Genomic DNA, 16,723 nt, shown 5'->3' on the forward strand with positions numbered 1-16,723 from the left:
CGAGGTCCGGCGCGACCGTGCGGCCCCCGTCTACGCTCGTGCGCCATGAGCGGTATCGAGCCGGATCCTTCGCAGGGACGGCACCATTGGATGGATCTGCTGCGGGGCATGGCGATCCTGCTGGTGATCCTCCACCACGTCAGCCTGGTCCAGCAGATCTGGGACGGCGGCACCCCGCACGCGGGAGTGGTGCTGTCGGAGGCCGCGAAGCCGTTCCGCATGCCGGCGCTGCTGTTCGCCTCGGGCATGCTGCTGCCGAGGTCCCTGCGCCGACCAGGCCCCCGCTTCCTCTCCGGCAAGGCCCGCGGTCTGCTGTGGCCATGGCTGCTCTGGTCGGCGATCATGCTGCCCATCATGGGCTGGGAATTCGGCAGGGATCCGCTGTGGTGGATCAACGGCATGTACACCTGGTTCCTGCTGGCACTCTTCCTCTACTACGTCCTCGGCCTCCTGACCCGCTCGATCCCGCCCGGCTGGGTGGCGCTGGCGTGCCTCGTCGCCTGGACCGTGATGCAGATGCTCGGCTCCGCGCTCGAGGACCCGGCCTACCGGCCCGACAAATTCGTGTACTTCGCCGTGTTCTTCTTCGCAGGGGCCGCGCTGCGCCGGGTCGTGCTGGCCCGGACGATGCCGATCGCGCTCCTGGCCCCCGGCGTCCTCCTCGCCCTGGGCTGGGCGGCCTATGCCGCACGGATCGACCGTGCACCGGAGCCCCCGGTCCTCTCGCACCTCGTGGTGCTGATCTCCGTGCTGGTGGCGATCGGGCTCGCCCAGCGCGTCCCGCGGCTGCGCATCGTGCGTGCCCTGGAATGGCTCGGACGTCACTCGATCGTGCTGTACGTCGTGCATCTCCCGGTGATCGAGCTCCTCGCCCGGCACCTGGATCTGCCCCCAGGACGCGCCTCGTTCGCGCTCTATGCGCTGGTGACGTTCGGTGTCTGCGTGCTGGCGGTGCTCCTGCGTCCGATCACCGGCTTCCTCTACACGTTCCCCGCCCTGCGCGCAGCCGAACCGGTCGCGAAGGATCGTCATCCCGGACCGCCGGTGCCCGCTGCTGACCCCCAGATGTCCGAGGCCCCTGTCGCCGCCCCGCTCGGTTCGCCCGCCCCGCTCAGTTCGCCCGCTCCGCTCGGATCGCCCGCTCCGCAGGGCGCCGAGACCGTGCCGCGCCGCTGACGCTCGAGAAGTCCGCAGGCCCGGCCTCGAGTCCGCTGGCCCGGCCCCGACGCCGCCGCCAGAGCGAAGCCTTCCCGGATCGAGCTGCGAGAGCAGCGCCCGGCCATCCAGCAGTGCTGGGTACCCTGGCACCTGCAGCGCCGTCCCCCGCGGCGCGGGAGAGCATGGGCAGGGAGAGCCGTCGATGACGCAGGAGCACCACGCGCCGAGCGCCGCCGACCGGGCATACCGGCAGGTGCGCGAGCGGATACTCGACGGGGAGATCCTGCCGGGCACCATGCTCGGCGAATCCGGTCTGGCGACCCAGCTCGGGATGAGCCGCACACCGGTGCGGGCCGCCTTGTCGAGGCTGCAGGACGAGGGCTGGATCGTCATCTACCCCAAGCGCGGTGCGCTCGTGCGCGGATTGGGTCCGCGCGAGGTCACCGAGCTCGCGCAGACGCGCGTCCTGCTGGAGATCGCAGGCGTCGAACAGGCCCCGTCGGCGGACCGCCCGCGGATCGCGGACCGGCTCGAGGAGATCATCGCGGCACAGCGGTCCGCGCTGGCGGCCCGGGACCTGCGACCCTACGTACGGCTGCTGCTGGCCTTCCATCGCGGCTTCGTCGAGGCCGGCGGCAACCGGGTCCAGCTGGAGCTCTACGACCGGCTGGCCGATCGTCATCGCTTCGCGCTCTCGGCCGATGGGGAGAAGCAGCTGGAGCGGGGCGAGGTGGGCATCGCCGAGCACGAACTGCTGGTCCAGCACTTCCGAGCAGCGGACACCGCGAAGTTCCTGAGCGCGCTGCGAGCTCACGTCTCCGAGACGGGGTCGCCCCGCGAGGCGGACTGAGGGTTCTCACGCACGCGTGATCCCCGTCCGAGAAGGCGACATCGGCTCGAGGTCGGGGGTCGACGACGGCCGTGATCACATCAAGGATACAAGCTGTGTCCGAGTTGCTGCGGCGCCGGACGTGGACAGCGTGGGACGCGACGGCAGACGGGATGACATATGGCACCGATGAAGACCTCGGCCCGGGTGGCGGCGACGGTCCCGGCACGGGACGCTGCGCAGCGACGCACCCTCGCGGTGCTCGTGACCTCGCAGATCCTGGGCACCATCGGCCTCGGCGTCGCCCCGTCGATCGGGATCCTGCTGGCCGGGGAGGTGACCGACAACGAAGCGTGGGCCGGCCTGGCCCGAACCTCCTCCACCCTCGGTGCGGCGCTGCTGGGGCTCCCGCTGGGCAACCTGGCCGCGCGACGGGGTCGGCGCACTGCCCTGGCCACGGGCTGGTGGATCGCCGCGGCAGGCGCCACCCTGCTCGTCGCGGCCGCGCAGTGGCAGCTCGTCCTCCCCCTGTTCCTCGGCCTCCTGATGACCGGCGCCGGCTCCGCGGCGAGCCTGCAGTCCCGCTTCGCCGCGACGGATCTCGCCGCGCCCTCGACGCGAGCCCGCTCGCTCTCCCTCGTGGTGTGGATGGGCGCGATCGGGAACGTCCTGGGCCCGAACCTCGGGGTGCCGGGGGAGGCGCTCGGTGAGGCGACCGGCCTCTCGGTCTATGCGGCCGCCTTCCTCATCGCCGCGATCGCCTCCCTGCTCGCCGGCGGAGTCATCCTCGTGCTCCTGCGGCCCGATCCGCTGCTCGTGCTCCTGCGTCGCCAGGCCGTCACCGGGCGGGACTCGGCAGGACCCGGACCCGACGGTCCTTTTGACGACGTCCTTGATGACGCCGTCGCCGGCATCGCTCCTGGCGCTCCCCCCGCCGTCGCCTCTGGCGCTGATCCCGCCGTCGCCTCCGCCGTCGCCTCCGGCGCCTCTTCCGCCGTCGTCGCGGACACGGTGGTCACCGCCGCCGTGCATCGTCGACGTGGTGAGCGCTTCCGTCGCATGGTCGCGGAGATCCGTACGGACCGCCGGGCCCGCACGGCACTGGTGGCGCTGCTGACCTCCCAGGTCGTCATGGTCTCGCTGATGACCATGACCCCGGTGCACGTCGAGCATCAGGGTGGATCGCTCACGATCGTCGGCCTCACCATCAGCCTCCACGTGGCCGGAATGTTCGGCCTCGCGCCGGTGGTCGGCCTCCTGGTGGACCGCATCGGGCACCGCGCCACCATCTCCCTCGGCATCGCGATCTTCGCCGGCTCGCTGGCCACGGCGATCTTCGCCTCGAACTCCCTGGGCGGCGTCATCGTCGCGCTCATCCTGCTGGGGCTGGGCTGGTCCTTCATGAACGTCACCGCCTCGGCCCTGTTCAGCACGGTCATCGCCGACACCTCACGCGCCTCGGCGCAGGGCGGGGCGGATGCTCTGTCGAACCTCCTCGGGGCCACTGCCTCCTTCGCGGCCGGTCCGCTCATGGTCGCCACCAGCTTCTCGGTCCTCGGGATCGTCGCCGCCGTGTTCATGGTGCCGGTGGTGCTCCTCGTGCTCGACCCGGAGAACTGGCGGCTGGCGTAGCTGCCCCGGACCCATCGTCCAGGGCGAGCCCAGCGGCGCATGGTCGAATCACAGGATGAAGCTGAGCCGATTGCTCTTCGCCGCACGAGCTGCGCTGCGGACCGAGAAGGGACGCCAGGTCGCCGGGCGCCTGACCGACACGGCGGCCGACACCGCCCGCCGGGCTTCCCCGCGCCACAGCTCGAAGATCGACCAGGCGCAGCACTCGGCGCGGAAGTATCTCGACCGCCGCTGAGCTCGCGCCGGGGACTTCGGTCGACGGTGGGTGCCTGCGAGGATGGCGCGATGGGGACCAGCGTCGAGATCGACCCCGCCTTCGGGGACCGGCTGCTGCGCCAGGACGCGAGCGTGCGGCCCTGGCTCGACACGCTGCCGCAGCGGGTCGCGGAGAGCTGCCGTGCCTGGCGGCTGCGACCTGACGGGGAGGCCCGCTTCGGCGGGACCAGCCTCGTGATCCCGGTGCGCACGGCGGGGGACGCAGAGGCGGCGCTGAAGCTCGTCTCCCCGCTCGCGGATGCCGGCTACGAGAGCCGGGCACTCGCCGCCTTCGCCGGTCACGGCGTCGTCGGACTCCTGAGGGCCGACGAGGACGCCGGTGCCCTGCTGCTCGAGAGGCTCGCACCGCCGGCGCTCGCCGCGCACGGCAGCAGCCCTCTGGAGGCTGCTCGCGTGGCCGGCAGCGTGGCGGACCGGCTCGCCGTCGTCCCCGCGCCGCCGGAGGCCCCGCGTCTCCGCGATCTCGCCGAGGACTGGCTCGAGCAGCTCCACGGCCAGCACGCGGAGGCGACCGCCGTCGGCAGCGCCGTTCCTGAGGAGGTGTTCGCCCGTGCGGCCCGCGCGGTCGAGTCGCTCGCGACCGACGACTCCTCCATGCTGACCCATGGCGATCTTAGCCTGGAGAACATCCTGCGACGTCGCGACGGTTCGTGGTGCGCCATCGATCCCGTCCTCCTCCGCGGCCCCGTCGAGTACGAGGCGCACACCGTCGTGCGCAGCATGCTCGCCCGGCTCCTCGCCGTCCCTGCACCTCTGGCCGCCCTGCGTGACATGCATCAGGAGTTCTGTCGTGCGGCGCGGGCCGATGCCGCGACGGCGTGGGAGCTGTCCCTGGCCCGCTTCGTCGCCTCGGCCTACTGGGAGTCCCAGCATGGAGGGGAGGTCGCCGACGTCGGGCGCCTGTGGCGGACAGTCACGCTCCTGACCCCGGAGCGCTGGTGACCGCTCCGGGCACCCTGGCCGTCACGCGTCCGCGACCAGGCGGGTCAACGTCTCCAGGGCCTGCTCGCGGTCCACGCGCTTGCCGAAGGCGTGGACGTCGGCCTCGACCACGCCACGCTACTCGGCGACGTACGCCCTCACCTTCGCCTCGAGCGCATCTGGCGTCGGCGCGTGCACCGAGACCGGTGGTTCCAGCACCGCTCCGACGAGCGTCGCGCCTTCAGGGAAGTAGACGTACAGGACCCGCTGGACGCCGGCGCCGAACAGGTCGCTCTCGGCGGCATCCGGCAATCGGCCGAGCACCGTGAACAGCATCGTGTGCGTGTCCGCCCGTGCTTCCGGTCCTCGGCGGAACGCCCCGCGGGTGACCGTGAGCTCACCCTGCTCCGCGCGCAGCGCGAGCGCGGCGAGCCGGGCATCGTCGTCCTCGACCATGTCTGCCTCCTGGCGGGTGCGGTGGTTCCCAGTATCCGCGTCCGCCCCCGCGGGGTCGAGGGGATGCCGACAACTTCCGTGACGAGGGAGCGCCGGATCTTCAATCCAAGCAGAACTCGTTGCCCTCCGGGTCCGCCATGACGAGGAATCCGAGGCTGACCGGGGCTTCCGGCTCATGGCGGACGAGGCGGCTGCCGCCGAGAGCGACCAGACGGGCGCTCTCGTTCTCGAGCGCCTCCATCCGCGCGTCGTCACGGAGGTCGGAGGCCGTGCGCACGTCGAGATGCAGCCGGTTCTTGGCGACCTTGTCCTCAGGCACCTTCTGGAAGAACAGCCGTGGGCCCCGTCCGTCCGGGTCCTCGAGCGCGGAGACGTCGTTGCGCTTCTCCTCCGGCACGCCGCTGCGCTCGAGGAACGTCTCCCAGGCCTCGAGCGGGTCCTCGTCCGCGGCGAGCTCGACCCCGGGCGGGCCGGGATGCACGTAGCCGAGCACCTCCTTCCAGAACTGCGAGAGCGAGCGGGGGTCGTGGGCGTCGAACGTGACCTGGATGGTGCTGGACATGAGGTTCCTCCGTGGTCGGGTGGGTGGGTGATCCGGGGCGGGCGAGCAGGTCCGTGCAGAACCGCTCTATGGGATCGGCCCTGTGGGATCGGTCCTGCTGGGGCGGTCCCCGCGGGCTCGGTCCCGAGGGGACTGTCCTGCGGGCCCGCAGCACCGACAGTTCCACGCCGCGCGGACAGGAACTGTCCGCGGACCGCGAGGAAGGTCGCCGCGTCGCCCGCCTACTCTGGCTGCATGCCGTCTCTGCTGTGCCTGGACCTCGGGACCTCTGCCGCCAAAGCGGCCCTTCTCGACCTCGACGGCGCCGTTCACGGCCGGGCGAGCTGCACCTACTCGATTCGCACCGATCCCGGCGGGACGGCGGAGCAGGACCCGCAGGACTGGCTGCACGCCGCCCGTGTCGCGATCACCGACCTGCTGCGGGATCACCCCACGCCCGGTGGCCTCCTCGCCCTCGGCCTCACCGGCCAGATGCAGGACCTCGTGCTCCTGCCCGAGACCGAGCCGACCCCGCCCGCGATCCTGTACAGCGACACCCGCGCGGTGCAGGACGCCGAGGAGATCCACGATTGGCTCCGGCAGGAGGGCATCTCGTGGGAGGAGGTGACCGGGAACCTGCAGGACGCCACGAGCTGCGCCGCGATGTTCCGTCGCCTCACCCGCACCGCTCCCGAGCTCGTCGGCCGCGCCCGCGCCGTGGTGTTCGGCCCGGCCGGTCACCTCGCCCGCGCGCTCGGCTGCGGAAACTGGTGCGACCCGACGACCGCGGCCGCGACCGGGTTGCTCGATGCGCGCACGGGGGCATGGTCGGCGCCGGTCGCGCGCGCCGCCGGCCTCGAGGAGGAGCAGCTGCCGGCCCTGATCACCGCGACCGGCCAGGTCGTCGGCCTCACCGGGACCTCGGCGCAGGAGCTGCTCGGTCTGCCGCCCGGGCTGCCGATCGTGCTGGCCCCGGGCGATGCGGGCGCGACGACGCTCGGGATCATCGGGCTCGAGGTCGGGGACGACTATGCCTACCTCGGCACCAGCGGCTGGATCGCCGACGTGACTCCGCGGGAAGGCGCCGAGGACGGCCCGGTGGGTGCCACGCAGTCCCGGGCCGCGCATCGCCTCGCCCTGGCGAGCGGTGGAGATCACGAGCGGGACCTGCGGATCTCGGCGCTCCTGGCCGCCGGGGCCGCCGCGGACTGGGCTCGGGCGGCGCTGTTGGACGGGGCGAGCCCGGCCGTGGCCGATGCCCAGCTCGCCGCGCGCGAAGCGAGGGAGGGACGCGGGCCGACGGGGCTGCTCGCGCTGCCCTCGATCCTCGGGGAGCGCTACCCGGTGCGGGACGCCGAGCTGCGCGCCGCCATCATCGGGATGGGCCCGCACACCCGCGGCATCGACATGTACGCTGCCGTGCTCGAGGGCGTCGCACAGGCGCTGGCCCAGGCCGCCGGGGCCTCGGCCCCGGCCCCTGAGGCAGTGGGGGAGGCCCCGAGCCCGCTCGCCGTCACCGGAGGAGGCGCCGCCTCCGAGCCCTGGCTGCGGATCCTCGCCGACGTCACCGGACGGGCCGTGCGCGCGATCGACGGGACGGACGCCGCCCTGGTCGGCTGTGCGATCGCCGCGGCCGACGCCCTCGGGCTCGACCATCGAATCCATCCGCTGGCTTCCCGCCCGGGTGGGCTCACGGTGGCGCCGGATCCGTCGGCAGCCCGTGCGCACGCCGCTCTGCGGGCCCCTCACCGTGCGCTCTACACGGCGGTGGCAGAGGTGCGGGCACTGGGCTGAGGCCGGGTGGAGGCCCGTGGCGGTGGTCAGTGAGTGCTGGTCAGTCGGCGGTTGCCGGTCGGCGGTTGCCGGTGGGCGTTGCTGGAAGTCGGGTGTCGGCGGGCGAAAGCCGACACGGGCTCGGGGTGGTTAGAGCTCGCGTGCCACCGCGTTCGCGCGGGCGAACTCCTCGTCGCTGACCGGCTCGAGCCAGGTCACCGTCTCGTCGTCCTCGTCACTCTCCTGGATCGCGATGTGCGCCATGAGCTGGTTGTCCAGTGCCCCGTGCCAGTGCTCCTCGAGCGGGGGGATCCACACGGTGCGACCGGGCTCCAGGGTGACGACAGTGCCGTCCCGGGAGACGACCAGTCCGACCCCGTCGGTGCCGTAGAGGGTCTGGCCGACGGGATGGGTGTGCCAGTAGGTACGGGCGCCGGGGCTGAAGTGGACGTGGGCCATGTTGACCTGTGAGCCGTCCATCGCACCGCGGATGCCGTCGACCAGCACCGTTCCGGTGAACGACACGGAGGGCCCGGTCGCGGTCGGCGTCCTGGGGAGCTTCTTCATCGATGCCTCCTGCGGCAGAGCGTGCGGACTCGGTCCCCTCATGAGATACCCGATCGTGCGCAGGGGCAAGGGGTGTGGACGAGCGGCATGGGGTGAGGGCAAGGCGCAAGGAAGGCGGGCTCTGAGGGTCGAGCTGGAGCGACGGGCGCGGTGGGTCGAGCTCAGGTGTCGGCTCAGGTGTCGGGCCCGGCGGACTGCCCCGCGGGTCCGGCCAGGGAGCCGGACTCGGCGTCGGGCCCGCGGGTTCGGCCAGGGAGTCGGACTCGGCGGTCTGCCCCGCGGGTCTGGCCCGGGAGCCGGGCTCGGCTGTCGGGCGCCGTTGGTCGGGTTCGCGTGTCGGGAGTAGCCATTCCGCCCCGTAGGACGGGCACGACCCCGCAGCGGTTCTCCACGAGAATCCTCCCCAAGCGTCGGCCCTCCCCAATATTTTTCGGCGCCGATTGGGGAGGAGAGATGATTCTATACACAGTGTGCAGGTCGAGCGCGAAAAGTGTGGTGACGTGCGGCCTCTGTGCCGCGGGCGCCGTCGAGAGGGCTGAGTAGGAGTTATCCACACTGTGCGAAGGGGCTTTCGATACCGCACGGTAGTAAGGAGACTGGATGCATGTTGATGTCGACGCCGCCACCGGTCCCGGACGAGGAGCCCGCCGCCTCCTCGTCGCGGCTCCGTGCGCTGCGTGACGGCGGCCCGGGAGCGGTCGCGGAGATGATCGATGAGGCCGGCGCCCTCCTTGCCGCGATCGCCACGGAGCCGGAGAACATGTTCGAGGTGTCCGGCCGCGATCGCGCCGCCTATGCGCAGCTCCTGACCGGGATCCAGAGATCTCGGAGTCTGATCGATGCACTGGAGACCCGGGCCGTCGTCGCCCTCGACGATGCCACGCGTCGGGACCGCCTGTCGGCATCGCGGGACGCGGCCGGTCACGAGGTCGACGAGCAGCCGCTGGACCAGATCGCCGAGAGCGCCCACCGCATCGCCTCCCGCGACCTGTCCCTGCTCTCGCGTCGTGCCCCGGCGGACGCTGGCCGCACCGTGACCTCCGCGCGCCGCCTCGTGGAGTCCATGCCACACCTGCTGACGGCGATGATCTCCGGCAAAGCCGCGGCGAACTCCCTCTACGCGGCGGCCGATGCGACCAGTGTCCTCGACGCCGAGCAGCGCGCGGCGGTCGACGCCCTGCTGCACGAGCGGCTGCCCTCCTTGGACGGCGCCGGGACCAGGAAGTGGAAAGCGGCTGTTGCCGCAGCGATCGGTGAGCTCGACCCCGATGGCGAAGCGATCAGGCATCGCCGATCCCGGGGCAAGCGCCACCTCTCGCTCACCCAGGGCGACCACGGGATGGCGACCTTCACCGCCTACATGCCCGCCGCCGACGCCAAGCTCGTCCACAAGCGACTCTCCCTGGAGGCCGAACGTCGCCGGAGCAACGGCGCGCGCACCGGGCACAGCGTCCTCATGGTCGATGCCCTGACCGATACGGTGCTCGGGCGGAAGGAGGGGATGGACCCTGTCCAGATCGACCTCGGGGTCATGATCACCGATCGCGCGTTGTTCCATCCCGGCGTCGGCGACGTCGCGCATATCGAGGGTTACGGACCGGTTCCGGCCGAAGCCGTCCGCGATCAGCTGCGCGCCATCACCGCCGAGCCCGCCGACGGTCAGCGCGATCCTTTCGAGGGTGACGGTCCTGCCATCCGGGCGGTGATCCGTCGGTTGTACACCCACCCGACGACCGGGGAGCTGGTGCAGATGGACTCCCGGGCGCGTGCCTTCCCACCTGCGATGGCCCGGTTCCTCAGCTGGCGGGACGGATCCTGTCGTGGACCCTTCTGCAACGCCTCGACCAGGCAGCGCGACCACATCGTCCCGCATGGGCTGGGCGGATCCACTTCCCTCGACAACGGGCAGGACACCTGCGCGCACTGCAACCAGAAGGAGCTCGACACGCTCAGCGTCGAGCGTCTCGACGACCCTGCACACCCCGGGCACCAGGTCGCCTGGACCGGATTCGCCGGGACCACACGCATCACCTCCCCGAGCCCGCTCGTCCGTCCCACGGGAGGGGCCGAGACCGTCGAGCAGGCTCGGAACGGCATCGGGCGCCACGGCTCTCCGGAGGGGCCACGTGGCCGACCATCCGGGGTCGGGCGACGGCGGGTGCCGCCCGAAGACACCTCGTCATCCGGACCGTGACGAGACGAAGGTGATCCGGCCGTGACGACGCGTGTCGTCGGCACGCCTCGAGCTCAGGCGCACCTCGAGCTCAGGTGCAGGACGTCGCCTGCAACGTCTCGATGCTCTCGTTGATCATGTCCGTATCCAGCATGGACATCCCAGTGACCAGGTCGCTGCCGGAAGCCCAGAGTTCGTCGTCGGCCCCACCCGCGCCGGCGGCCATGAACAGGTTTCCGGCCGCGCCGAGCTCGAAGAGCAGCGGCTCCTCCAGGCTCAGCGAGTCCTCCGAGACGGGCAGCTGGTCCTCGGCCCGCTCCAGGATCGCGCAGCCTTCGGCGATGTCCTGGTCCGTGTCCGACCCTCCTGCGCTACCGGAGGAGAGGAGGACGCCGCCGAGCCCACCGAGGCCCAGCCCGACGAGCCCCGCGATCACGGCGGCGGCCACGGCGATGAGCACGACGGTGCGGGTGCGAGGGGTGCCGGCGGACGGGCCGGTCGCGGTGGGATCGACAGGTCGCGAGGTCATGAGCCCACACTAGAGGCGTGGATCGAGGCGCGGAATGCTTCGGCGAGGTCGTGCCCCCGTGCGTCGTCTTCCCGAAGGATTGCGCACGGAGCGGACTCATGCCACCGCGGCACCCTCGCGGTGGGATGCGTGCTCCTCGTCGTCGCCCTGCGAGGTCCTGCCGTCACGGCGGGGCAGCACGAGGAACGAGGCAACGGCCAGACCCATCGCGATGACCATGACGATGCCCATCGGTACGGCGGTGGCCTCCCCGGCCAGCCCCACCAGCGGGGAGACGAGCGCGGCCAGCATGAACTGGAGGAAGCCGAGGAACGCCGATCCTGTGCCCGCGTTCCTTCCCGTCTCCTGCAGCGCGAGCGCGGTCGCATTGGCGAAGACGAAGCCGAGCGAGCCCTGGAACAGTGCGAAGAGCACGAGCGTCGGGAGCATCGGCACGCCGCTGAGCGCGCACACCAGCAGGCCGACGGCGGCGACCGCCCCGGCGCTGAGCCCCCAACCGGTCATCCGACGGTAGGCGATCTTTCCGGCCAGCGCCGCGGCGACAGCGCTGGTCACGGTGATCGCCACCGCGTTGACGGCGAACAGCAGCGAGAACGTGGTCGTGGAGAAGCCGAGGATGTTCTGGATGACGAACGGGGAGGCCGAGATGTAGGCGAACAGGGCAGCGAACGACAGGCAGAACGTCAGCAGGTACCCGGTGTAGGTGCGGTTCGAGAGCACTTCGCGCGCGGCCCGGAAGGTGGCGGGGACGCCTCCGGAGGTGCGCTCCCGGGTCGGCAGCGACTCGGTGGCGACCACCGCCGCGGCCAGGAACATCAGCAGCACGAGCCCGGCCACCACCCAGAACACCCCGCGCCAGCCGATGCCGGCTATGAGCGCACCGCCGGCCAGGGGTGCGGCGACAGGGGCGATGACGCTGACGATCATCAGGGCTCCCAATAGCTTCGCCGCTAGAGCGCCGCGGGCGGTGTCCGAGACGATCGCCCGGGCGAGCACGACCCCCGCGGCACCGCCGAGACCCTGCAGGAAACGTGCCCCGATGAGGATCTCGATGCTCGGGGCGATCGCGCAGACGACACTCGCGACGAAACAGACGAAGGTGCCCGCGAGCAGCGGAGCTCGGCGACCGATCCCGTCGGACAACGGGCCGACGAACAGTTGGCCGAGGGCCATGCCGACCAGGAAGGCGGTCATCGACAGTTGCACCCCGGTGGCGGTGGAGCCGAGCTCCTCGGCAAGTGTGGGGAAGGCCGGGAGGTACATGTCGATCGAGAGCGGTGCGACGGCGGTGAGCAGGACCAGGACGGCGACGAACAACCGGCGCGGTGGCACGACGACACGTTCTGCGGTCCCGGAGGAAGCGGGTGGAGTAGGGGAGGAGGTCACGGCAGCACACCTTCCAGGAACGAGGGGAGAGGGCCGACACCACAAGATGTCTCAACATATATATTAAGACATATCCAGTAGGATGAGGTGCATGAGCCTCGACACGGACCCGGCACCGCGGCCTCGCGACGTCGCGATGGTGCTGCGAGATCTGGCCTGGACCATCCACCGCCGGGTTCCTGAGGGCGCGACGGCCGAGCCGCTGCCGACCACGGAGCTCGCGCTGCTCAAGCACGTCCTCGACAGTCCGGGACTCACGGTGGGGGAGCTCGCGCGTCGGCTCGGCCTGCGCCAGCCCAACACCAGCGCGGCGCTGCGCACGCTGCTCGAGCGCGGTCTCGTGGTGCGTGAGCCGAGCCCGGAGGACCGGCGGACGTTCCACATCGTGCCCACGCAGGAGGCGCTCGCCGAGGACGAGGCGATCGCCGCCGCCTGGAGCGGACCGCTGCGTGCCGCGCAGCAGCACCTGACGGCGGAACAGGCTGCTGCCCTGGAGAACGCGCACGATGCGCTCGCCGCCCTGGACGAGCTCATCCGCAGCGAGCAGGGGGAGGGCTCCCGGCGGTAGCGCGCAGTGCAGGCCTCAGCCTGCAGGCCCCAGCCCTCGTGGGGTGTGGACGACACCCTGATGCGGAAGCGCGCGGCGGGTCCTGTCGGGGCTCGGGGCTCGGGGCTCGTGGTTCGAAGCTCGGGGTTCGAAGCGAGATCTGTGACGATCAGGAGAGGCCAGGCGAGGTCCGCCGCGATTACGTGAGGTTCCGGCAGCTGCCGCCGATGCCTCCGATGAGGCCCGCGTTGCTGGCGATGGAGACCGGTTGAGAATCCCAGCCGCTGTCGTCCTGGACCACGAGGGCGATCTCGAGCTCGCTGCCCAGCCCCAGCAGGCCACCCAGCAGATTGGCGGGGACGTCGGTCCGGAAGGAGCCATCGGGCAAGGTCACGGTGCTGCCCTGCACGCTGAAGCCGGTCAACGGCGCGAGCACCGAGCCGAGTCCGCTCGTCGAGGCCTGGACCTGGACGTCGTCCACCGTGTACCCCTCGGGTAGGGCCCAGAAGATCTCGACCCGCGCCCTGAGGCCCAGGAGGCCGGGCTCGAAATCGCACTCCTGGGTCAGGATCGCGGCCGGGATCACCGCGGCATGGGCCTCGGCCGAGGTCACCGTCTCGTCGGTCCAGCCCGCTTCCGTCCGCTCGATCACCGTCGGCAGCAAGGTGCCGAGCAGGAGGGTCAGCGGCACCATGACCCCCGCGACGACGGCGGTGAGGCGTGGATGTCGGCGGAGCCCGCGCGTCATGACGGTCCCGCCGGTTCGTCGGATCCTTCTGCGTCTGCGTCTGCGTCCGCGGCCGACGCGGACCGCGGCCACAGTGCCCAGACCACCAGAGCCGCCACGGCGAGAGTGACGCCGCCGAGCACCCACGGGGAGTTCAGCGCGGCCACCGGCTTCGCCAGTCCCGGGATCGAGAACATCACCGTACGCACGGTCAGCACGGTGTACGGCGCGGGATCCGCCGAATCGTTCGCGTCGCCCTTCATGGTGAGCTGCCACTGCCCGTCCCCGAGCTGCTCGATCGAGGTCACGCGGTGCGTGACCGGCAGATCGTCGTCGCGGTCCACGGTCACCACCTCGCCCACCTCAACCTGCGACGCGGGGACCTCCCTCACCACGGCGAGCGAGCCCTGCGGAATCGCGGGGTCCATCGACCCGGTGCGGAACAGGATCAGCGTGATGTCGAAGACGAGGGCCAGGAGCACCAGCACGATGCAGATCGCCCCACCGACCGCGGCGAGGTTCAGCACCGCGTTCATCACCCGGTCCCCGAGGGACCGCTTCCCGCGCTGGGCGGTGCCCGTGCCTGCGGCCGCGCTCATGTCGTCTCCGAGGTGGAGATGATCTGCCAGCGGGCCGTCGCGGATTCTCCCTGCAGCGCGGAGTCCGCGTCCGAGGGCAGCGAGAGCTCGACGCACAGGTGGACAGGGCCGCCGGGGTCGGTGTCGCTCGCGGCGGGCAGCTCCAGCGGGTGGTGGGCATCCTGTCCCGTGGTCAGCGGCACGGGCGCGGTGCCATCACCGACAACGGCCTCCGCGCCGCCGGCGAAATCATCGCCCCCGCACTCCCCGGCGGGGGGATCGTAGGTCGTGACCCGGTAGCGCAAGGCAGGGCCGAGCGGGGTGCCCGTCACCTCGGCTCCGCCGAGCACTGCGGTGCCGCCGAGCGACCCCGTCGTGGTCCGCAGGGCGAGCGGGGCGTAGCGCGTTGATCCCGGCGTGAGATCGGTGGCCTCGAGCTGCAGCACGGCCGCCTCCTCGGTGTGTGGACTCCATGGCCCGCTCGCCGCATACGGTGCCGAGGGGTTCGCCTCGACCACGAAGGTCGAGGCCTCGAACTCGCCCTTCGCCTCCGTCCCGTCGGTCCAGGCGGCGAGGGTGGTGGTCGCTCCGGTGCCCAGCGTCAGCCCGCAGGCGAGCAGGACTTTCAGGCGGACCTGCCAGGACCGTCGGAACGGGGAATCGGGCGCGTCACGAGCGGGCATCGAGACCTCAGGCCTCGGAAGTGCCCAGGAACTCCCAGGTCGCGGTGCCGCTCTGTCCCTGCTGGAGTGCATCGCCGGCAGTCACCGTGAAGCAGAGGAACACGGGCTCGCCCGCAGAGCCGTCACCGGCGGCGAGGTCGAAGGCGGCGGTGCCGGCCTCGGTGCCGAACGCGGTGCCGGCGGAGACCAGGTCCGCGGAGGCGGGATCCTCGCACCCGAAGGCGGAGGTCGTGCTCAGCGAGTAGGTCAGGCCGGTGACGTCGCCCGTGGTGGTCGAGGGCTGGACCACGACGTTCGCCCCGTAGGTGGTGGCCTCGTCGAGCCGGACCGCGAAGGGGGCGGAGACCGTGTCGCCGGGGGAGAGGTTCGAGGCGTCGACGCTGAACTCGAGATCCGCGGCGCTCGCGGCCGTGTCGTGCCCGGCATAGGTCGAGCCGTCGGCGCTGCCTTCGAGGTGGAAGGAACCGGATTCGAAAGTGCCGGTGCTGAACACGGAGTCGTTCCACGCGGCGAGCGTGACGGCGGCGCCGACGCCGAGGACGAGACCCCCGGCGAGCAGGGCACGGATCTTGCGAGCACGAGTTGACGGACCGGACGACGAGACCTCGGACATGATTCCCCCTGGGCGCGATATGACTGTTGTGATGCGGCGGCGTGCTGAGCACCGGGGCCGCGAGACAGAGTCTATTACCTCACACGAGAAGTTGAAAAGTGAAAGAGATGCGCATCTCCTCGTCACGACGAATCGCGCTCTCGCCGTGGCTCCCCACCCGGGACCGCAGCGCACATAGGCTTGCCCCTGCTCCAATGCACACCGACGAAGGGACTCACCGACGATGACCACCGCACCCCAGGAGACCGTGCGTCGACTGCGCGCCGGCGTGATCGGCCTGGGCTGGGCCGGCCAGCAGCACGTGGCCGCCTACGCCGCCGACCCCACTGTCGACCTGGTCGCGCTCTCCGCGATGGAGGATCACCTCCTGGCCCGATTCGGCGACGCGCACGACGTGCCGGGCCGCTTCCAGGACTGGCAGCAGATGCTCGCCGAGGCCGAGCTCGACGTCGTTTCCATCGCCACCCCGACCTTCCTGCACGCGACGATGGCCGCCGCTGCGCTCGAGGCCGGGCTGCACGTGATCACCGAGAAGCCGATGGCCCAGAACGCCGAGGCCGCCTCCGGGATGGTGGAGGCCGCGCGGAGTGCGGGACGCGTGCTGGACGTGTCCTTCAACCATCGCCAGCGCGGGGACGTCACCGCGCTCAAGGACGTCGTCGACTCCGGGGTGCTCGGCACCCTGTACTACGCCAAGACCGGCTGGATCCGCCGTCAGGGCATCCCGGGGCTGGGCACCTGGTTCACCAAGGCCGAGAGCTCCGGCGGCGGCGCCATGATGGACATCGGCATCCACATGCTCGATATGACCTTGCACCTGATGGGCGAACCGGCCGTCACCGCGGCCTCCGCCTCCACCCATGCCGAGTTCGGGCCGCTGGGCCGCGGCGGCTCCGGCTTCGGCGTCTCCCAGGTCGAGGAGGGCACCCCCTTCGAGGTCGAGGACCTCGCGACCGCCTTCCTGCGCCTGGACGGCGGAGGCACCATGCTGCTGGAGTCCAGCTGGGCGCAGTGGATCCCCGAGGACCTCTGCTATGTCACGCTCTACGGGGCCGACGGCGGGGCCACCATCGAATGGGGCGGCAGCCCCGGGAACCACAAGATCACGGTGTGGACCGAGGTCGCGGGCATCCCCGCCGAGCTGCAGCCCGTCGTCGGCGAGGACGGCCGTCACGCCGCCGCCGTGGCGAACTTCCTGCAGAAGGTCCGCTCCGGGGACTGGGCCGCGCACGACGGCTCCCTCGCCCTGCGCCGCGCCGAGGTCATCGACGCCTGCTACGCCTCCGCTCGGGCAGGCGCCGAGGTGAGGGTCGGGGGCTGAGGGGGCCCGCGGC

18 protein-coding genes are annotated in these 16,723 nt (G+C 71.5%); 9 read left to right on the top strand and 9 right to left on the bottom strand.

What is annotated here, in order from left to right:
* Nucleotides 1–45: 45 nt before the first annotated feature.
* From JOF43_RS15245 to JOF43_RS15265, 5 genes are all read left to right on the top strand, one after another.
* Complete coding sequence (locus JOF43_RS15245) at nucleotides 46–1,176, top strand: acyltransferase family protein (RefSeq protein WP_209903683.1); 1,131 nt, start codon at nucleotides 46–48, stop codon at nucleotides 1,174–1,176.
* Nucleotides 1,177–1,360: 184 nt separating this feature from the next.
* Complete coding sequence (locus tag JOF43_RS15250; RefSeq protein ID WP_209903684.1) at nucleotides 1,361–2,008, top strand: GntR family transcriptional regulator; 648 nt, start codon at nucleotides 1,361–1,363, stop codon at nucleotides 2,006–2,008.
* 159 nt (nucleotides 2,009–2,167) lie between these two features.
* Nucleotides 2,168–3,619 carry an MFS transporter gene (locus JOF43_RS15255; RefSeq protein WP_209903685.1) on the top strand — a complete coding sequence of 484 codons (1,452 nt, stop codon included), beginning with the start codon at nucleotides 2,168–2,170 and terminating at the stop codon, nucleotides 3,617–3,619.
* 55 nt (nucleotides 3,620–3,674) lie between these two features.
* Nucleotides 3,675–3,854, top strand: coding sequence for a hypothetical protein (locus JOF43_RS15260; protein WP_209903686.1), 180 nt, complete (start codon nucleotides 3,675–3,677; stop codon nucleotides 3,852–3,854).
* Nucleotides 3,855–3,904: 50 nt separating this feature from the next.
* Nucleotides 3,905–4,837 carry an aminoglycoside phosphotransferase family protein gene (locus JOF43_RS15265; protein WP_209903687.1) on the top strand — a complete coding sequence of 311 codons (933 nt, stop codon included), beginning with the start codon at nucleotides 3,905–3,907 and terminating at the stop codon, nucleotides 4,835–4,837.
* 117 nt (nucleotides 4,838–4,954) lie between these two features.
* Here the strand turns inward: JOF43_RS15265 and JOF43_RS15270 are convergent, their stop codons facing one another.
* A complete protein-coding gene (locus tag JOF43_RS15270; RefSeq protein ID WP_209903688.1) occupies nucleotides 4,955–5,272 on the bottom strand; it encodes a hypothetical protein in 318 nt (105 codons plus the stop codon).
* A gap of 100 nt (nucleotides 5,273–5,372) precedes the next feature.
* Nucleotides 5,373–5,834 carry a VOC family protein gene (locus tag JOF43_RS15275; protein WP_209903689.1) on the bottom strand — a complete coding sequence of 154 codons (462 nt, stop codon included), beginning with the start codon at nucleotides 5,832–5,834 and terminating at the stop codon, nucleotides 5,373–5,375.
* Nucleotides 5,835–6,068: 234 nt separating this feature from the next.
* On the opposite strand from JOF43_RS15275, the gene JOF43_RS15280 reads away from it, so the two are divergent.
* Nucleotides 6,069–7,607: an FGGY family carbohydrate kinase gene (locus JOF43_RS15280; RefSeq protein WP_209903690.1), complete on the top strand. Its 1,539-nt coding sequence runs from the start codon at nucleotides 6,069–6,071 to the stop codon at nucleotides 7,605–7,607.
* A gap of 129 nt (nucleotides 7,608–7,736) precedes the next feature.
* Here JOF43_RS15280 and JOF43_RS15285 read toward each other — a convergent pair whose 3' ends face one another.
* Entirely contained in the window at nucleotides 7,737–8,153 is a 417-nt protein-coding gene (locus JOF43_RS15285; protein WP_209903691.1) for a (R)-mandelonitrile lyase, read from the bottom strand.
* A gap of 604 nt (nucleotides 8,154–8,757) precedes the next feature.
* On the opposite strand from JOF43_RS15285, the gene JOF43_RS15290 reads away from it, so the two are divergent.
* Complete coding sequence (locus JOF43_RS15290) at nucleotides 8,758–10,347, top strand: HNH endonuclease (protein ID WP_209903693.1); 1,590 nt, start codon at nucleotides 8,758–8,760, stop codon at nucleotides 10,345–10,347.
* 70 nt (nucleotides 10,348–10,417) lie between these two features.
* Here the strand turns inward: JOF43_RS15290 and JOF43_RS15295 are convergent, their stop codons facing one another.
* Both JOF43_RS15295 and JOF43_RS15300 read right to left on the bottom strand, forming a co-directional pair.
* Nucleotides 10,418–10,855, bottom strand: coding sequence for a hypothetical protein (locus tag JOF43_RS15295; protein WP_209903695.1), 438 nt, complete (start codon nucleotides 10,853–10,855; stop codon nucleotides 10,418–10,420).
* Between the two features lie 96 nt (nucleotides 10,856–10,951).
* Nucleotides 10,952–12,241: a multidrug effflux MFS transporter gene (locus JOF43_RS15300; protein ID WP_209903697.1), complete on the bottom strand. Its 1,290-nt coding sequence runs from the start codon at nucleotides 12,239–12,241 to the stop codon at nucleotides 10,952–10,954.
* Between the two features lie 91 nt (nucleotides 12,242–12,332).
* On the opposite strand from JOF43_RS15300, the gene JOF43_RS15305 reads away from it, so the two are divergent.
* Nucleotides 12,333–12,809 (top strand): MarR family winged helix-turn-helix transcriptional regulator, encoded by a 477-nt coding sequence (locus JOF43_RS15305; protein WP_245354569.1) that lies wholly within the window; start codon nucleotides 12,333–12,335, stop codon nucleotides 12,807–12,809.
* 178 nt (nucleotides 12,810–12,987) lie between these two features.
* Here JOF43_RS15305 and JOF43_RS15310 read toward each other — a convergent pair whose 3' ends face one another.
* Genes JOF43_RS15310 through JOF43_RS15325 form a run of 4 tightly spaced genes read right to left on the bottom strand, consistent with a single transcriptional unit; the run spans nucleotide 12,988 to nucleotide 15,389 of the window.
* Complete coding sequence (locus JOF43_RS15310; protein ID WP_209903698.1) at nucleotides 12,988–13,536, bottom strand: hypothetical protein; 549 nt, start codon at nucleotides 13,534–13,536, stop codon at nucleotides 12,988–12,990.
* Nucleotides 13,533–14,114, bottom strand: coding sequence for a signal peptidase I (locus JOF43_RS15315; protein ID WP_245354570.1), 582 nt, complete (start codon nucleotides 14,112–14,114; stop codon nucleotides 13,533–13,535). The genes JOF43_RS15310 and JOF43_RS15315 overlap by 4 nt, the downstream gene beginning before the upstream one ends.
* Nucleotides 14,111–14,776 carry a hypothetical protein gene (locus JOF43_RS15320; RefSeq protein ID WP_209903700.1) on the bottom strand — a complete coding sequence of 222 codons (666 nt, stop codon included), beginning with the start codon at nucleotides 14,774–14,776 and terminating at the stop codon, nucleotides 14,111–14,113. Before JOF43_RS15320 ends, JOF43_RS15315 begins: the two co-directional genes overlap by 4 nt.
* Nucleotides 14,777–14,783: 7 nt before the next feature.
* Nucleotides 14,784–15,389, bottom strand: coding sequence for a SipW-dependent-type signal peptide-containing protein (locus tag JOF43_RS15325; protein ID WP_209903702.1), 606 nt, complete (start codon nucleotides 15,387–15,389; stop codon nucleotides 14,784–14,786).
* Nucleotides 15,390–15,612: 223 nt separating this feature from the next.
* Here JOF43_RS15325 and JOF43_RS15330 point away from each other — a divergent pair, with 223 nt between their 5' ends.
* Entirely contained in the window at nucleotides 15,613–16,710 is a 1,098-nt protein-coding gene (locus tag JOF43_RS15330) for a Gfo/Idh/MocA family protein (protein WP_209903704.1), read from the top strand.
* Nucleotides 16,711–16,723: the final 13 nt, after the last annotated feature.

Origin of the sequence: Brachybacterium sacelli (genome assembly GCF_017876545.1) — a bacterium.
Taxonomy (GTDB): Bacteria; Actinomycetota; Actinomycetes; order Actinomycetales; family Dermabacteraceae; genus Brachybacterium; species Brachybacterium sacelli.

What these genes read in the sequence shown, in the direction of transcription:
- JOF43_RS15245 (WP_209903683.1), top strand. Translation starts at nt 46, where the DNA reads ATGAGCGGTATCGAGCCGGATCCTTCGCAGGGACGGCACCATTGGATG.
- JOF43_RS15250 (WP_209903684.1), top strand. Translation starts at nt 1,361, where the DNA reads ATGACGCAGGAGCACCACGCGCCGAGCGCCGCCGACCGGGCATACCGG.
- JOF43_RS15255 (WP_209903685.1), top strand. Translation starts at nt 2,168, where the DNA reads ATGGCACCGATGAAGACCTCGGCCCGGGTGGCGGCGACGGTCCCGGCA.
- JOF43_RS15260 (WP_209903686.1), top strand. Translation starts at nt 3,675, where the DNA reads ATGAAGCTGAGCCGATTGCTCTTCGCCGCACGAGCTGCGCTGCGGACC.
- JOF43_RS15265 (WP_209903687.1), top strand. Translation starts at nt 3,905, where the DNA reads ATGGGGACCAGCGTCGAGATCGACCCCGCCTTCGGGGACCGGCTGCTG.
- JOF43_RS15270 (WP_209903688.1), bottom strand. Translation starts at nt 5,272, where the DNA reads ATGGTCGAGGACGACGATGCCCGGCTCGCCGCGCTCGCGCTGCGCGCG.
- JOF43_RS15275 (WP_209903689.1), bottom strand. Translation starts at nt 5,834, where the DNA reads ATGTCCAGCACCATCCAGGTCACGTTCGACGCCCACGACCCCCGCTCG.
- JOF43_RS15280 (WP_209903690.1), top strand. Translation starts at nt 6,069, where the DNA reads ATGCCGTCTCTGCTGTGCCTGGACCTCGGGACCTCTGCCGCCAAAGCG.
- JOF43_RS15285 (WP_209903691.1), bottom strand. Translation starts at nt 8,153, where the DNA reads ATGAAGAAGCTCCCCAGGACGCCGACCGCGACCGGGCCCTCCGTGTCG.
- JOF43_RS15290 (WP_209903693.1), top strand. Translation starts at nt 8,758, where the DNA reads ATGTTGATGTCGACGCCGCCACCGGTCCCGGACGAGGAGCCCGCCGCC.
- JOF43_RS15295 (WP_209903695.1), bottom strand. Translation starts at nt 10,855, where the DNA reads ATGACCTCGCGACCTGTCGATCCCACCGCGACCGGCCCGTCCGCCGGC.
- JOF43_RS15305 (WP_245354569.1), top strand. Translation starts at nt 12,333, where the DNA reads ATGAGCCTCGACACGGACCCGGCACCGCGGCCTCGCGACGTCGCGATG.
- JOF43_RS15310 (WP_209903698.1), bottom strand. Translation starts at nt 13,536, where the DNA reads ATGACGCGCGGGCTCCGCCGACATCCACGCCTCACCGCCGTCGTCGCG.
- JOF43_RS15315 (WP_245354570.1), bottom strand. Translation starts at nt 14,114, where the DNA reads ATGAGCGCGGCCGCAGGCACGGGCACCGCCCAGCGCGGGAAGCGGTCC.
- JOF43_RS15320 (WP_209903700.1), bottom strand. Translation starts at nt 14,776, where the DNA reads ATGCCCGCTCGTGACGCGCCCGATTCCCCGTTCCGACGGTCCTGGCAG.
- JOF43_RS15325 (WP_209903702.1), bottom strand. Translation starts at nt 15,389, where the DNA reads ATGTCCGAGGTCTCGTCGTCCGGTCCGTCAACTCGTGCTCGCAAGATC.
- JOF43_RS15330 (WP_209903704.1), top strand. Translation starts at nt 15,613, where the DNA reads ATGACCACCGCACCCCAGGAGACCGTGCGTCGACTGCGCGCCGGCGTG.